Source organism: Clostridium sp. NkU-1 (assembly GCA_001312405.1).
In genome coordinates this window covers 1-13,443 of the sequence record BBDR01000012.1, presented here as the reverse complement: position 1 = coordinate 13,443, position 13,443 = coordinate 1, and the positions used below count along the sequence as shown (strand labels likewise).

Genomic DNA, 13,443 nt, shown 5'->3' with positions numbered 1-13,443 from the left:
CATGGCTTTAAATGGAGGGGAAGGTATGGGAAGGCTTGCAAAAAATCTGGCCCTGACAGCTGCTGTTATATGGCTGGCAGTTCTGTTTCCCGCTGCCGTCATGGCAGCAGACGGGCAGACTGTCCGGGAATTTCCCGGCTGGAACGGTTCAGGTACAAAAATCAAAGGTCCTATTGAGGGAAGTGAATCCTTTGACTTATGGGATGACGACGACGGGCCAGGCAGCTATAGCTGCCAGAGAGGCTGGCGCTACAGTCCTTCCGGCTGGTGGTTTCAATACAGCGACGGAAGCTGGCCATCTAACTGCTGGAAGTATATTGATGGCAGATGGTACCGGTTTAATTGGGAGGGCCATATGCTGACCGGCTGGTATGCAGATGAGGGAGGTCTTAAGTATTACTTAAACCCGGTGGATGACGGTACAATGGGCGCTATGAGGATAGGCTGGCAGATTATTGGCGGAAAAGCTTATTACTTTAATACCATGTCCGATGGCTGTCTGGGAAGGCTGCTTATCAATACGACCACTCCTGACGGATATAAGGTGGGAGCTGACGGCGCATGGATTCAGTAGACTTGATTGAATGTTTTTAAAAGGTATGGCGGAAATTTTCTGCTGTACCTTTTCTTTCATTTGGTTTTCTTGTATAATAAGTATGGAAAGTAAGTTGGGTTCGCCTGGAGGCTCATCGAACGGTTAATTTACTAAGTGCTCTATGGCAGAATTCAGACTGTGTTTTATTTGCCTTCATTAAGTAAATTACGCCAAAGAAATTATCAGATGAGTTGTTGAACGGAGGGGTCTTATGGAGCGGCATATGCAGTCAATAAAAGGTGCTTTAGAGGTACTTTGCAGTGAAGCCTACAGCCCTTATATAGAAGCGGTTTATCTTTATGGAAGCTGTGGGAGAGGGAATCAAAGATTCGACAGTGATGTGGACCTTTTGGTGCAGTGCAGCGAGAAATTTACGGCTGATATTGGATGCAGTATGCGGATTCATGCAATGCCGGAGGATTGGAACCTGCCGGACGTGGAATTAAAGTTTGTCTATGGAGACGGCTGGAAGGCTGGGAAGGACCAGTTTTCCCGTAATTTAATAATGGAGGGAGTTCTGCTGTGGGAAAGGAAGCAGTTTTAGAGACAAAAAGAGCTGTTGATCATTATATGGAAAACCATAAAAGGTGAAACAGAAAGCTTTTATCATAAAAACAGGAGACGCACCAGACGGCTGAAATGCTTCGGCCATGAGGTGCGTCCCCTGTTTTTCATTACAAATGTTTTTTTGCTTTGTAATTTGTGAAAATAGTTCCTGTTCCAATTCCAATCGCTCAGGCGGGTGTGATGGGGTGTAATGCATCAAGGAATTTCGTTTACTTGATATTTTTTTGCCCTTGCGATCGGAACGAAACAAAAGTTATTCTCATCCGTTCAATTAGTTAATGCATCAGCTACAGTTTTTATTGCATTCTTTTTAAAAAAATATTTTTTTGTAAAAGATGAAATAACCCTTCAAATTTCGTTGATGTTAGACGCTTGCAAGGGATTTCATTGTATGTTATGATATCTTGTGGTTTAAAGCTGAGAGAAATTCGTTCCTATACTATAATGAGAAAATTCGGTTGCCGGATGCCAAAGAAAGGAAACAGCCTATGTACCAATACTTGATCGTATGCCCTCTTGTTTTTCTGGCAGGATTTGTGGATTCCATAGCAGGAGGCGGAGGACTTATATCCCTTCCCGCATATCTGGCAGCAGGGGTGCCTCCTCATTTGGCCATTGGGACCAATAAACTGGGTTCCACCATGGGAACCGCGATCTCTACGGCCAGGTATGCGAAGAGCGGCTATATTAAAGCAAAGCTGTCTTTGGCTGCCGCACTTTTTGCTGTGGTCGGTTCTGTAATCGGAGCGCACTTATCCATGCTTGCCAGTGAGCGGGTATTAAAGGGCATGATGCTGGTGGTGCTTCCGGTTGTTGCCTTTTATGTTCTCAGGAATAAAAACCTGGGAGATCAGGAGGAAGGCAGCCTGCCTGAAAAAAAAGATGTTTTTGATCAGCATATGTGCAGCGCTGGTCATTGGAGGCTATGACGGATTTTACGGACCAGGGACGGGAACCTTCTTACTGCTTATTCTGACCGGATTAGCCAAAATGGATGTCAGGAGTGCATCAGGCACCACGAAAGTGATCAACTTATCCTCCAACATTGCAGCATTGGCAACTTTTTTTAATAAATGGAAAGGTTTTGATTCCCTTAGGACTGGCGTCAGGGCTTTTCTGCATTGCAGGCCATTATATCGGATCAGGACTTGTAGTGAAAAATGGATTAAAGATTGTGCGCCCGGTGGTTTTAGTGGTGCTTTTGTGTTTATTTGTGAAAATTATAAAAGGATAGGGAATTGCTATGAAATGGAAAAAATTTACGCTGACCACCACGACAGAGGCTGTGGATTTAGTCAGCAGCATGTTTGATGAAATCGGAATAGAAGGAATTGAAATCGAGGATAATATCCCTCTTACAGAAGCAGAGACAAAAGGCATGTTTATCGACATTCTGCCGGAGCTTCCGCCGGATGAGGGCGTTGCAAAGGTCAGCTTCTATCTGGAGCCGGATTCTGATATCGAGGGCATGTTAAAGCGTGTGGAAGAAGGTCTTTCCGAGCTTTCCATGTTTACGGATTTAGGGGAATGTACCATAGAGTCCGGTGAGACAGAGGATAAGGACTGGATCAATAACTGGAAACAGTATTTTAAGCCATTTACCGTGGATAATATCCTGATCAAACCTACCTGGGAAGAAATCCCGGAGGGACTGGGGGACAAGCTTTTAATTGAGATCGATCCGGGAACTGCCTTTGGAACCGGACAGCATGAAACGACCCAGCTTTGTATCCGTCAGCTGCAAAAATACGTGACACCGGGGACAACCCTTCTTGACGTGGGAACCGGAAGCGGAATTCTTGGGATCACTGCCTTAAAACTGGGTGCAAAAGAGGTATTTGGAACCGACCTTGATGAAAATGCCATTGTTGCTGTTAAGGAGAATATGGAAGCCAATGATATTCCTGTGGGTAAGTTTCAGGTATTACAGGGCAATATTATTGATGACAGGGCTATACAGGAGAAGGCAGGCTTTGAAAAATATGATGTGGTAGTAGCCAATATCCTGGCAGACATCATTATCCTGCTTCAGAAGGAAATTTCTGTCCATATGAAAAAAGACGCTGTTTTCATTACTTCCGGCATCATTAACATGAAGGAAGAAGCGGTGAAAAAAAGCATTTGAGGAAAATGATGCCTTTGAGCTTGTGGAAACCACTTATCAGGGTGAATGGGTCTCAATAACGGTCAGAAAGAAATAGGAAGAGGGCGCCTTCCAGGCATACCTTTACACCCGGTAAAGCGGGGTGGGCACTGTCCAAAGAACATGGACAAGAAAGAGGAAACAGAATGTATCACTTTTTTGTTAATCCCGATCAGATCGGAGATTCAGTAATCCGGATCATGGGGCCGGATGTGAATCATATTAAAAATGTCCTGCGCATGGGCGCCGGGGAACAGATTTTAATCAGCAATGGGGTAGATAAAGATTACCTGTGTGAGATTACCTGCGTGGCTTCTTTAGAAGTGACGGCTAAAATCCTGTCTGTAGATGAGGGAGGTGCCGAGCTTCCTGCAAGGCTCTATCTGTTTCAGGGACTGCCAAAGGGCGACAAGATGGAGTTGATCATACAGAAGGCCGCAGAGCTTGGAGTATACCAGATCATCCCGGTGGAGACCAGACGGGCCGTGGTGCGGCTGGATAAAAAGAAGGAAGAATCAAAGCTTCGCCGTTGGAGGGCAGTATCAGAAAGCGCTGCCAAGCAGTCTAAGCGGCTTATTATACCGGAGGTGTCCGGTGTCATGACGTTTCAGGAAGCTCTGGCCTTTGCAAAGGAGCTTGATATAACAGTCATTCCATTTGAACATGCAAAGGATATGGCAGAGACAAAAGAAATCCTGTCCGGTATTAAACCGGGAATGAGCGCAGGGATATTTATCGGACCGGAGGGCGGCTTTGAAGATTCTGAAATGGAACTTGCAGAGAGTTTTGGAGCAAAACCCATTACCCTGGGAAAACGGATTCTGAGGACGGAAACCGCCGGCCTTGCCATTGTATCCGTGCTGGCCTTCCAGCTGGAAAGCTGACAGGATCCAGGGAAACACCCTGGGGTATCCCTTAATGCCCGGTGGTGCGGGGCATGCTGTAAAGCGGGGCGGGCTCTGCCTGGAAACAGGGGCTGCAAGAGGAAAGGAAGGGCCATATATGGAAGCCTATTTTGATAATTCGGCCACAACCAGAGTGTTGGAGCCGGTAAAAGATATTGTTGTAAAGATCATGACGGAAGACTATGGAAATCCTTCCGCCAAGCATAAGAAGGGAATGGAAGCGGAACGATATATTAAGGAAGCTGCGGAGATCATAGCCGGGACGTTAAAAGTCGCGCCAAAGGAGATTGTTTTTACCTCCGGCGGCTCAGAATCCAACAATATGGCCCTGATCGAGACTGCCATGGCCAATAAAAGAGCGGGAAACCACATCATCAGTACCGGCATTGAACATGCCTCTGTATATAATTCCCTGGCATTTTTAGAGGAACAGGGCTTTTCCGTAACCTATCTTCCTGTGGATGCCCATGGGCATATCCGCCTGGAAGAACTGGAGGCAGCTATCCGCCCGGAAACCATTCTGGTATCCATTATGTATGTGAATAATGAAATCGGCGCAGTGGAACCGATTGAAGCCATTTCAAAGGCCATAAAAAAAAGAAGAATCCCTCCATCCTGTTTCATGTGGACGCCATTCAGGCTTACGGAAAATTTGTCATCCGGCCAAAGCGCCAGGGAATTGACCTTTTATCCGTCAGTGCCCATAAGATACATGGACCAAAGGGAGTGGGATTTTTATACATTGACCAGAGAGTGAAAATAAGACCTCTGATTTATGGAGCGGCCAGCAGAGAGGCATGCGTTCCGGTACGGAAAACGTTCCGGGAGTCGCAGGCATGGGCGTGGCGGCCAAAATCATGTATACGGATCACGGAGAGAAGATGAAGTCCATGATCGCCCTTAAGGATTACATGATAGACAGGTTTTCAGAAATCGACGGGGTCACCGTAAACAGCCTTCCCGGTGATTTGTCGGCGCCTCAAATCGTCAGCGCAAGCTTTTTGGGTATCCGAAGCGAAGTGCTTTTGCATGCCCTGGAAGAAAGGGACATTTATGTGTCCTCCGGGTCTGCCTGCTCTTCCAACCATCCGGCTGTCAGCGGGACGCTAAAAGGAATCGGCGTAAAGCCTGAGCTTCTGGATTCCACGCTGCGTTTCAGCTTCGGGGTTTATAACACCAAAGAGGAAATAGATTACTGTATTGATGTGCTTAAGGAACTTATGCCTGTTTTAAGGCGGTATCAGAGAGGCTAGGAAAAAGCCTGCCGGGTAACCATGGCAGGAAAGAGGAAAGGATAACAGATGCAATATCAATCATTTTTAATTAAATATGCAGAGATCGGAGTAAAAGGAAAAAACCGTTATCTGTTTGAGGATGCCCTGGTGGCTCAGATCCGCCATTCTTTAAAGAGAGTAGACGGTGATTTTGTGGTTTCCAAGGAATCAGGACGTATCTATGTAACAGCAGAGTCGGACTATGATTTTGATGAGGTTATAGAAGCTTTTAAATGCATTTTCGGCATTGCCGCCATCTGTCCCATGGTCCAGGTGGAGGACAATGGATATGAAGATTTAAAGAAGCAGGTGCTGTCCTATGTGGATGAATTCTATGAAGATAAGAATTTCACCTTTAAGGTCAATGCCCGCAGAGGAAACAAAAAGTATCCGGTAAATTCGGAGCAGATCAACCGGGATCTTGGGGAATTGGTACTTCATGCATTTCCTGAGACAAAGGTTGATGTCCATAAGCCGGAGGTGATGCTTCGTGTGGAAGTCCGGAATAAGATCAATATTTACTCCCATACCATCCCAGGTCCGGGCGGCATGCCGGTAGGAACCAATGGAAAAGCCATGCTTCTTTTGTCCGGCGGTATCGACAGCCCGGTAGCAGGCTACATGATCGCAAAGCGCGGAGTTAAGATCGATGCCGTTTACTTCCATGCGCCGCCATATACCAGCGAGCGGGCCAAGCAGAAAGTCATCGATTTGGCCAAGCTGGTTTCTAAATATTCCGGGCCGATACATCTTCATATTGTGAATTTTACGGACATCCAGCTGTATATTTATGATAAATGCCCCCATGAGGAGCTTACCATCATCATGAGGCGTTATATGATGCGGATTGCAGAGCGGCTGGCAGGAGATAGCGGTGCCATGGCCCTTATTACAGGAGAGAGCATTGGACAGGTGGCTTCCCAGACCATGCAGTCACTGGCAGCTACGGATGCAGCCACCACCATGCCGGTATTCCGCCCTGTCATCGGCTTTGATAAACAGGAAATCGTGGATGTATCGGAAAAGATCGGTACTTATGAGACTTCTGTGCTTCCTTTTGAGGATTGCTGCACCATTTTTGTAGCAAAGCATCCGGTGACGAAGCCGAGTTTGAAGATGATTGAGCGGTCAGAGGAAAAGTTAGAAGAAAAGATTGAAGAACTGGTAGAAACGGCCATAAGCACGGTAGAAAAGGTTTGGTGTTAAAGGAAAAATAAAATTGGGGTCCGGCTCTCTTCTGGAAAAGGCCGGACCCCGTTTTAAAACGTAATGCGTGACTTATTAATCTACAATATATGGAGATAAAACGTTTAAGATTTCATCGGCATTATTTTCAGAGTGGATATTTAAATCGATGGGTTTGGAAAGATCCAGGCTGAAGATGCCCATAATAGATTTTGCGTCAATTACGTATCTGCCGGAAACAAGATCAAAGTCAGTGTCAAATTTTGTCAAATCATTTACAAAAGATTTTACTTTATCGATGGAATTTAAAGATATACGAACTGTTTTCATGTGAAAAACCTCCTTAAGTGAGCTTTTTTATTTAAATTAAAATGAGGGACCGCCCCTTTTTCTCTTCAATACTACTGATATATTGTATAAAAGTCAATGGTAATTTTACATGAAAATACGGAAAATAAACTGATTATTTAGATAGGAGAAAACAAGATGAAAAAGGCAGCCCTGCATAATCTTGGATGCAAGGTTAATTCCTATGAAACAGAGGCCATGCAGCAGCTTCTTGAAAGCGCCGGATATGAGATCGTTCCCTTTGCGGAAGGGGCCGATGTTTATATCATTAATACGTGTTCCGTAACAAATATCGCGGACCGCAAGTCCAGACAGATGCTTCACAGAGCAAAGAAAATGAATCCGGAGGCAGTGGTCGTGGCGGCCGGATGCTACGTTCAGGCAGCAGGAGAAGAGCTTAAAAAGGATGAAGCGGTGGATCTGGTCGTAGGCAACAACAAAAAGACTGAGCTGGTTTCCATTCTGGATGACTACTTTGCCCAAAGGAAGAAGACGGAGGAAGAAGAAGCACCCGATAAGCATACTTATACACCTGATAAAGGGGTGGAAAATATTATTGACATCAATGATACCAGGGAATACGAGAATCTGTCCATTGACAGGATTTCAGACCATACCAGGGCATTTATTAAGGTTCAGGATGGCTGCAACCAGTTTTGCAGCTATTGCATCATACCTTATACCAGAGGACGGGTGAGAAGCCGGAAGCCTGCTGAGGTGGTAGAAGAGGTCAAACGTCTGACCACTTCCGGATACCAGGAGATTGTGCTTACAGGAATCCATTTAAGCTCTTATGGAAAGGATTTTCCAGAGGAAGAGCGTCTTACCCTTCTGGATCTGATCCGGAGCATCCACGAAGTGGAAGGCTTAGAACGGATCCGTCTTGGTTCTCTGGAACCAAGGATTGTGACCGAAGAGTTTGCGTCGGCGCTTGCAGGACTTGATAAAATATGTCCCCATTTCCATTTATCCCTTCAAAGCGGATGCGATGATACTTTAAAGAGGATGAACCGCCACTATACCACAGAGGATTATTTGAACCGCTGCCGGATTTTGCGGAAGGCATTTAAAAATCCTGCCATTACCACTGATGTGATCGTAGGGTTTCCGGGAGAAACAGAAGAGGAATTCCGGATGACAAGGGAATATTTAAAAAAATGTCCGGTTCTATGAGATGCATGTTTTTAAATATTCCAAAAGAAACGGTACAAGGGCAGCGGTGATGCCGGATCAGGTACCGGAATCCATAAAGGCGGAACGCAGCAATGAGCTTCTCTGCCTGGAAAGGGAAATGTCCCTTGAGTACCGGAAGTCATGTCTGGGTTCCAGGACAGAGGTGCTCATGGAAGAGGAATACTGGTTAAATGACGTCCGTTATATGATCGGCCATACCAGAGAATATGTGAAGGCCGTGGTTCCCTTTGAAGAGGGCTTAAAGGGCGTGATAATAGAGGGAACTCTAACAGAAATGATGAATGATGAAGTGGCATTTTTAAAGCATTAAGAGACAAATTTTATTTTTGGCTTGCCGAATCCAATATTTTGGTTTAGAATATAGTAGAACAGTTAAAGGACGTGAGAAACATGGGCGATATTCATAATACGCAATTTTTCAAGGCAGTGCAGGAAAATAAACTAAATGTAAGCCAGGTACTGGAGCAGGTTTATATAGCCCTTACTGAGAAGGGCTATAATCCTATCAACCAGATCGTAGGCTATATTATGTCAGGAGATCCTACTTATATTACCAGCCATAAGAACGCCAGAAGTCTTATCATGAAAGTGGAGCGGGATGAGATTTTGGAAGAGCTTATGAGGGTATATATTAATACGATGTTGAAATAAGGCTGTGAATAATCATAAGTCTAGCTGTCAGATGAAGTGAACGAAGGCGGAGTCTGACAGTTTGTTTTTATACGGTTGGCTTTAGACCAGCTTTCTTTTGTTGCATAAAGATTGGAAGAGGAGCAGCTTGGAGGAAAATATGAGGATTATGGGGCTTGATTACGGTTCTAAAACTGTAGGAGTTGCAGTTTCCGACTTACTTGGTATAACAGCCCAGGGAGTGGAGACAATTACGAGAGAAGACGAGAATAAACTGAGAAAGACCTGTGCCCGGATTGAGGAACTGATCCGGGAATATGAGATTGAAGCCATTGTCCTCGGTTATCCTAAAAATATGAATAATTCGGTCGGTGACCGGGCCGAGAAAACAGAGCAGTTTAAAGAGATGCTCATGAGGCGTACCGGACTTACCGTCATCCTCTGGGATGAGAGGCTTACAACCGTGGCGTCGGAAAGAATATTACAGGAAAGCGGTGTAAGACGGGAACACCGCAAGGCAGTCATTGATAAGGTGGCGGCAGGACTGATCCTGCAGGGCTATCTGGACAGCTTAAGGCAGGAGACAGGAAATGAACAGTGAAGAAAAGAAAATTACCCTGACAACAGATTCAGGGGAAACCGTGGAGTTTTACGTTCTGGAAGAAACCAGAATTAATGGGATGAATTATCTGCTGGTAACTGATGCGGCAGATGAGGATGACGAAGGCGAATGTTACATCTTAAAGGATTTGTCAAAGCAGGAAGACATCCAGGCTTTGTATGAGTTTGTAGAGGATGATAACGAGATAGATTATTTATTTAAGATATTTTCCGAACTGCTTGACGGAGCAGATGTGGATATTGAAATCTAATGGTGAGTAATTGAGGGACTGTTGCATGAAACAGGAAATATTTAAAAATATGCTCCGAGAGAAAGGACTCAAGGTGACCAACCAGCGCATGCTGGTACTGGAGCTCATGGCAGAGCGCCCCGGGCAGCATCTGACTGCGGAAGAGATCTATGATCTGGCCAGGCAGAAGTGCCCGGAGATTGGGCTTGCCACGATTTACAGGACCGTGCAGGTACTGGTGGATTTATCAGTAATTGACAAGGTCAGTTTTGACGATGGATTCGCCCGCTACGAATTAGGGGGCTTGGATCGTGAGTCCAGACATCACCATCACCACGCGATTTGCAACCGATGCGGAAACGTATTTTCCTTTCAAGGCGATTTACTGGATACGCTGGAGCAGGCCCTTCTTGACAGGACAGGTTTTCTTGTTACCGATCATGAAGTGAAGCTGCACGGGTATTGCAGGGAATGCCGGGAGGCAATGGAAGAAGAACAGGACGGAAAATCATAAGATGGAGGTAAAATATTGAAAAAAAACAAGACAGCAACGCGAAAGTTAAAATCATCCTTTAGGCGGAATGGAGCAGATCGGTATGAATATCACTGCTTTTGAATGTGAAGACAGCATCATCATAGTGGACTGCGGACTGGCATTCCCCACGGATGATATGCTTGGAATCGATCTGGTGATACCGGATGTCTCTTATCTGAAACAGAACATCGATAAGGTAAAGGGATTTTTAATCACCCATGGCCACGAGGACCATATAGGCGCCCTTCCTTATATCTTAAGGGATATTAATGTACCGGTATACGGAACAAAGCTTACCATTGCCCTGATCGAGAACAAACTGAAAGAACATAATTTACTGAAAAACACCAAGAGAAAGGTGATCAAGCACGGACAGTCCGTAAACTTAGGATGTTTCCGTATTGAATTTATTAAGACAAACCACAGCATCGCCGATGCCTCCGCCCTTGCCATTTTTTCTCCGGCCGGCGTGATTTTGCATACAGGCGATTTTAAGATTGATTATACTCCGGTATTCGGGGAACCGGCTGATTTGGAGCGGTTTGCCGAGCTGGGCAAGAAGGGCGTTCTGGCCTGATGTGTGACAGCACCAATGCTACGAGAGCAGGGTTCACTCCCTCGGAAAAGACCGTGGGAAAAACCTTTGATAACATTTTTGCAGACCATAAGAATAACCGCATCATTGTTGCCACCTTTGCCTCAAACGTGGACCGGGTGCAGCAGGTCATCAATTCTGCTGCCAAGTATGGACGCAAGGTAGTGGTAGAGGGCCGCAGCATGGTCAATGTGATCGGCACGGCCAGTGAGCTTGGCTATATAAATATTCCTGATGGAACCCTGATTGAAATCGATCAGTTAAAAAATTATCCCGATGAGCAGACCGTTCTCATCACCACCGGAAGCCAGGGAGAATCCATGGCAGCCCTTTCCCGAATGGCAAGCAGCACTCATAAGAAGATTTCCATTAAGCCAAGTGATGTAATTATTTTAAGCTCTCATCCGATTCCTGGCAATGAAAAGGCTGTTTCCAAGGTCATTAACGAGCTTTCCATGAAGGGCGCAGAGGTAATCAGCGATGATACCCATGTATCCGGACATGCATGCCAGGAGGAAATTAAGCTGATGTATGCCCTGGTCCGTCCCAAATACGCCATTCCGGTTCACGGCGAATACCGTCATATCATGGCCCAGAAAAATCTGGTTCAGGCGATGGGAACCCCCAAGGAGAATGTGATCGTCATGTCCTCCGGTGATGTGGTTGAGCTGGGACAGGAATCCTGGAAGATCGTGGACCATGTCCAGGCAGGAGGAATCCTGGTAGACGGCCTTGGTGTCGGAGATGTGGGAAATATTGTTTTAAGAGACAGGCAGAACCTGGCCCAGAACGGAATTATCGTGGTGGTTCTGACCCTGGAGAAATATTCCAATCAGCTTTTGGCTGGGCCGGATATTGTGTCCAGAGGATTTGTTTATGTGCGTGAGTCTGAGGATTTAATGGAGGAAGCCAGAAACATTGTCAATGAAGCTGTTTCTGACTGTCTCGACGCCATGTCAATGACTGGGGGAAAATTAAGAACGTTATACGTGACAGCTTAAGCGACTTTTTATGGAAGCGGATGAAACGGAATCCTATGATTCTGCCGATCATTATGGAAGTATAGCACAGGGGAAGATAACCCTACCTTTAAGGCGAGACACCTTGCGGGCATACCTTTATGCCCTGAGAAGCGGGCGATAATAAGGAAACACCCTACGGGTATACCTTTATGTCCTGTGAAACGGACAGTAAAAAGGAAAGGAAGCAGGATATGAGCCGTGCAACGAAAGAGATTAATAAAATTACAGGAGCAGTCATCGCGATTTCAAGCAGGCTTATTATCTTTGCCCTGGTGATCCTTCTGCTTTATGAGGGAGTCACCAGAGGATATGAGTTTGGCCATGATATTTTCTACGCCTCTGCGGTGGATACAGAGCCGGGACGGGATAAGGAAATAACAATCAGCAAAGGAACTTCTGTGGTCCAGACGGCGAAGCTTCTAAAGGACAATGGTTTAATATCCAATGAATATTCCTTTATCATACAGGCGGAATTTTTTTGATTATAAGGTAAATCCGGGAGGATATACCTTTAACACTTCCATGACCTCCAAGGAAATCCTTCAGATGATGAATGAGAATACAGGGGAAAAGGAAGAGAAAAAATGATTGTAAATGACAGGATAACGGATTATATCAAATCTCTGGAAACAGACAGAAGCCCGCTCCTTTCAAAAATCGGAAAAAAAGGCAAGGCAGGAAGGCGTCCCGGTTATCAGGGAAGAGACCGCTGCCTTCCTTCAGACTATGATAGCTGCCATGAGGCCAAAGGCTATTTTAGAGGTGGGAACTGCGGTCGGTTATTCCACCCTTTTAATGGCAGAGGCCATGCCTCATGACTGCCATATCACCACCATAGAAAAATATGAAAAAAGGATCCCAGAGGCCAAAGAAAATTTTAAAGAGGCCGGGGAGATGGAGCGGATCACCCTCCTTGAGGGAGATGCGCAGGAGATATTAAAGGGGCTTACCGGCCCCTTTGACCTTGTTTTCATGGATGCGGCCAAGGGACAGTATCTTTTGTGGCTGCCGAGGATTTTAGAGCTTATGGCCCCCGGGGGATGCTGATTTCCGACAATGTCCTTCAGGATGGGGATATCATAGAATCCCGCTATGCGGTGGAACGCCGGAACCGGACCATTCACGGACGGATGCGGGAATACTTATATGAGCTGAAGCACTCTGAGCGGCTTACAACGACCATTATACCCATTGGTGATGGCATAACCGTCAGCATTCTAATATAGCTTATCTTCACTTGCAATGTATGCGAAGATAAAAGGGCTGCTTTTTAGCCCGTTCATCCGATTATGAAAACATTTTTTGTTTTCATAATATAGACACAAGAAAGGATTTTTATGAGAAAGACCGAACTTTTAATTCCGGCAGGCAGCCTGGATGTACTTAAAACTGCGGTAGTTTACGGTGCAGACGCTGTCTACATCGGAGGAGAAGCTTTTGGCCTCCGTGCCAAGGCAAAGAATTTTTCAATAGAAGAGATCCGGGAAGGAATTGCCTTTGCCCACGAAAAAGGGGTAAAGGTCTATATCACGGCCAATATTCTGGCTCACAATGATGACCTGACCGGAGTAGAGGAATATTTTAAAGAATTAAAGGAAA

Annotated in this window: 14 protein-coding genes and 5 pseudogenes; 18 read left to right on the top strand and 1 reads right to left on the bottom strand. The window is 45.6% G+C overall.

Features of this window, described 5'->3' with window-relative positions; genetic code table 11:
* Positions 1-25: 25 nt before the first annotated feature.
* The 8 genes and pseudogenes from JCM10519_RS16860 (at position 26) to thiI (ending at position 6,690) form a co-directional block, all read left to right on the top strand.
* On the top strand, positions 26-574 hold the full coding sequence (locus JCM10519_RS16860; RefSeq protein ID WP_054740606.1) for a hypothetical protein: 549 nt from the start codon (positions 26-28) through the stop codon (positions 572-574).
* Between the two features lie 232 nt (positions 575-806).
* Entirely contained in the window at positions 807-1,139 is a 333-nt protein-coding gene (locus tag JCM10519_RS16855) for a nucleotidyltransferase domain-containing protein (RefSeq protein ID WP_054740604.1), read from the top strand.
* A 511-nt stretch (positions 1,140-1,650) separates the two neighbouring features.
* On the top strand, positions 1,651-2,091 hold the full coding sequence (locus JCM10519_RS16850) for a sulfite exporter TauE/SafE family protein (RefSeq protein WP_347844543.1): 441 nt from the start codon (positions 1,651-1,653) through the stop codon (positions 2,089-2,091).
* Positions 1,985-2,473: a sulfite exporter TauE/SafE family protein gene (locus tag JCM10519_RS31085; RefSeq protein ID WP_347844542.1), complete on the top strand. Its 489-nt coding sequence runs from the start codon at positions 1,985-1,987 to the stop codon at positions 2,471-2,473. The genes JCM10519_RS16850 and JCM10519_RS31085 overlap by 107 nt, the downstream gene beginning before the upstream one ends.
* A pseudogene (gene prmA, locus JCM10519_RS16840) lies at positions 2,406-3,363 on the top strand (50S ribosomal protein L11 methyltransferase). Before JCM10519_RS31085 ends, prmA begins: the two are co-directional and overlap by 68 nt.
* A gap of 88 nt (positions 3,364-3,451) precedes the next feature.
* Entirely contained in the window at positions 3,452-4,189 is a 738-nt protein-coding gene (locus JCM10519_RS16835) for an RsmE family RNA methyltransferase (protein WP_054740599.1), read from the top strand.
* Positions 4,190-4,307: 118 nt separating this feature from the next.
* Positions 4,308-5,463, top strand: a pseudogene (locus tag JCM10519_RS16830) (cysteine desulfurase family protein).
* A 48-nt stretch (positions 5,464-5,511) separates the two neighbouring features.
* A complete protein-coding gene (gene thiI / locus JCM10519_RS16825; RefSeq protein ID WP_054740597.1) occupies positions 5,512-6,690 on the top strand; it encodes a tRNA uracil 4-sulfurtransferase ThiI in 1,179 nt (392 codons plus the stop codon).
* Positions 6,691-6,765: 75 nt separating this feature from the next.
* Here thiI and JCM10519_RS16820 read toward each other — a convergent pair whose 3' ends face one another.
* Positions 6,766-6,999, bottom strand: a complete 234-nt coding sequence (locus JCM10519_RS16820) for a PTS sugar transporter (protein WP_013271604.1) — start codon at positions 6,997-6,999, stop codon at positions 6,766-6,768.
* A gap of 156 nt (positions 7,000-7,155) precedes the next feature.
* On the opposite strand from JCM10519_RS16820, the pseudogene mtaB reads away from it, so the two are divergent.
* From mtaB to JCM10519_RS16775, 10 genes and pseudogenes are all read left to right on the top strand, one after another.
* Positions 7,156-8,521 (top strand): annotated as a pseudogene (gene mtaB / locus JCM10519_RS16815) (tRNA (N(6)-L-threonylcarbamoyladenosine(37)-C(2))-methylthiotransferase MtaB).
* A gap of 80 nt (positions 8,522-8,601) precedes the next feature.
* Positions 8,602-8,862: an IreB family regulatory phosphoprotein gene (locus tag JCM10519_RS16810; RefSeq protein WP_054740595.1), complete on the top strand. Its 261-nt coding sequence runs from the start codon at positions 8,602-8,604 to the stop codon at positions 8,860-8,862.
* Positions 8,863-9,001: 139 nt separating this feature from the next.
* Positions 9,002-9,442 carry a Holliday junction resolvase RuvX gene (gene ruvX, locus JCM10519_RS16805; RefSeq protein WP_054740589.1) on the top strand — a complete coding sequence of 147 codons (441 nt, stop codon included), beginning with the start codon at positions 9,002-9,004 and terminating at the stop codon, positions 9,440-9,442.
* Positions 9,432-9,713, top strand: a complete 282-nt coding sequence (locus JCM10519_RS16800; protein ID WP_054740588.1) for a DUF1292 domain-containing protein — start codon at positions 9,432-9,434, stop codon at positions 9,711-9,713. Before ruvX ends, JCM10519_RS16800 begins: the two co-directional genes overlap by 11 nt.
* A 25-nt stretch (positions 9,714-9,738) precedes the next feature.
* On the top strand, positions 9,739-10,206 hold the full coding sequence (locus JCM10519_RS16795) for a Fur family transcriptional regulator (RefSeq protein ID WP_054740585.1): 468 nt from the start codon (positions 9,739-9,741) through the stop codon (positions 10,204-10,206).
* 14 nt (positions 10,207-10,220) lie between these two features.
* A pseudogene (locus JCM10519_RS16790) lies at positions 10,221-11,888 on the top strand (ribonuclease J).
* 147 nt (positions 11,889-12,035) lie between these two features.
* Positions 12,036-12,326 carry an aminodeoxychorismate lyase gene (locus JCM10519_RS16785; RefSeq protein ID WP_347844541.1) on the top strand — a complete coding sequence of 97 codons (291 nt, stop codon included), beginning with the start codon at positions 12,036-12,038 and terminating at the stop codon, positions 12,324-12,326.
* 244 nt (positions 12,327-12,570) lie between these two features.
* Positions 12,571-12,891 (top strand): class I SAM-dependent methyltransferase, encoded by a 321-nt coding sequence (locus JCM10519_RS31080; protein WP_347844540.1) that lies wholly within the window; start codon positions 12,571-12,573, stop codon positions 12,889-12,891.
* Entirely contained in the window at positions 12,885-13,070 is a 186-nt protein-coding gene (locus tag JCM10519_RS31075; RefSeq protein ID WP_347844539.1) for a hypothetical protein, read from the top strand. The genes JCM10519_RS31080 and JCM10519_RS31075 overlap by 7 nt, the downstream gene beginning before the upstream one ends.
* Before the next feature lie 111 nt (positions 13,071-13,181).
* Positions 13,182-13,443: pseudogene (locus JCM10519_RS16775) on the top strand (U32 family peptidase); the annotation flags it as partial.

Bases quoted from the DNA above. Each gene is read 5' to 3' on its own strand.
- JCM10519_RS16860 (WP_054740606.1), top strand. From the start codon at position 26: ATGGGAAGGCTTGCAAAAAATCTGGCCCTGACAGCTGCTGTTATATGG.
- JCM10519_RS16855 (WP_054740604.1), top strand. From the start codon at position 807: ATGGAGCGGCATATGCAGTCAATAAAAGGTGCTTTAGAGGTACTTTGC.
- JCM10519_RS16850 (WP_347844543.1), top strand. From the start codon at position 1,651: ATGTACCAATACTTGATCGTATGCCCTCTTGTTTTTCTGGCAGGATTT.
- JCM10519_RS31085 (WP_347844542.1), top strand. From the start codon at position 1,985: ATGTTCTCAGGAATAAAAACCTGGGAGATCAGGAGGAAGGCAGCCTGC.
- JCM10519_RS16835 (WP_054740599.1), top strand. From the start codon at position 3,452: ATGTATCACTTTTTTGTTAATCCCGATCAGATCGGAGATTCAGTAATC.
- thiI (WP_054740597.1), top strand. From the start codon at position 5,512: ATGCAATATCAATCATTTTTAATTAAATATGCAGAGATCGGAGTAAAA.
- JCM10519_RS16820 (WP_013271604.1), bottom strand. From the start codon at position 6,999: ATGAAAACAGTTCGTATATCTTTAAATTCCATCGATAAAGTAAAATCT.
- JCM10519_RS16810 (WP_054740595.1), top strand. From the start codon at position 8,602: ATGGGCGATATTCATAATACGCAATTTTTCAAGGCAGTGCAGGAAAAT.
- ruvX (WP_054740589.1), top strand. From the start codon at position 9,002: ATGAGGATTATGGGGCTTGATTACGGTTCTAAAACTGTAGGAGTTGCA.
- JCM10519_RS16800 (WP_054740588.1), top strand. From the start codon at position 9,432: ATGAACAGTGAAGAAAAGAAAATTACCCTGACAACAGATTCAGGGGAA.
- JCM10519_RS16795 (WP_054740585.1), top strand. From the start codon at position 9,739: ATGAAACAGGAAATATTTAAAAATATGCTCCGAGAGAAAGGACTCAAG.
- JCM10519_RS16785 (WP_347844541.1), top strand. From the start codon at position 12,036: ATGAGCCGTGCAACGAAAGAGATTAATAAAATTACAGGAGCAGTCATC.
- JCM10519_RS31080 (WP_347844540.1), top strand. From the start codon at position 12,571: ATGATAGCTGCCATGAGGCCAAAGGCTATTTTAGAGGTGGGAACTGCG.
- JCM10519_RS31075 (WP_347844539.1), top strand. From the start codon at position 12,885: ATGCTGATTTCCGACAATGTCCTTCAGGATGGGGATATCATAGAATCC.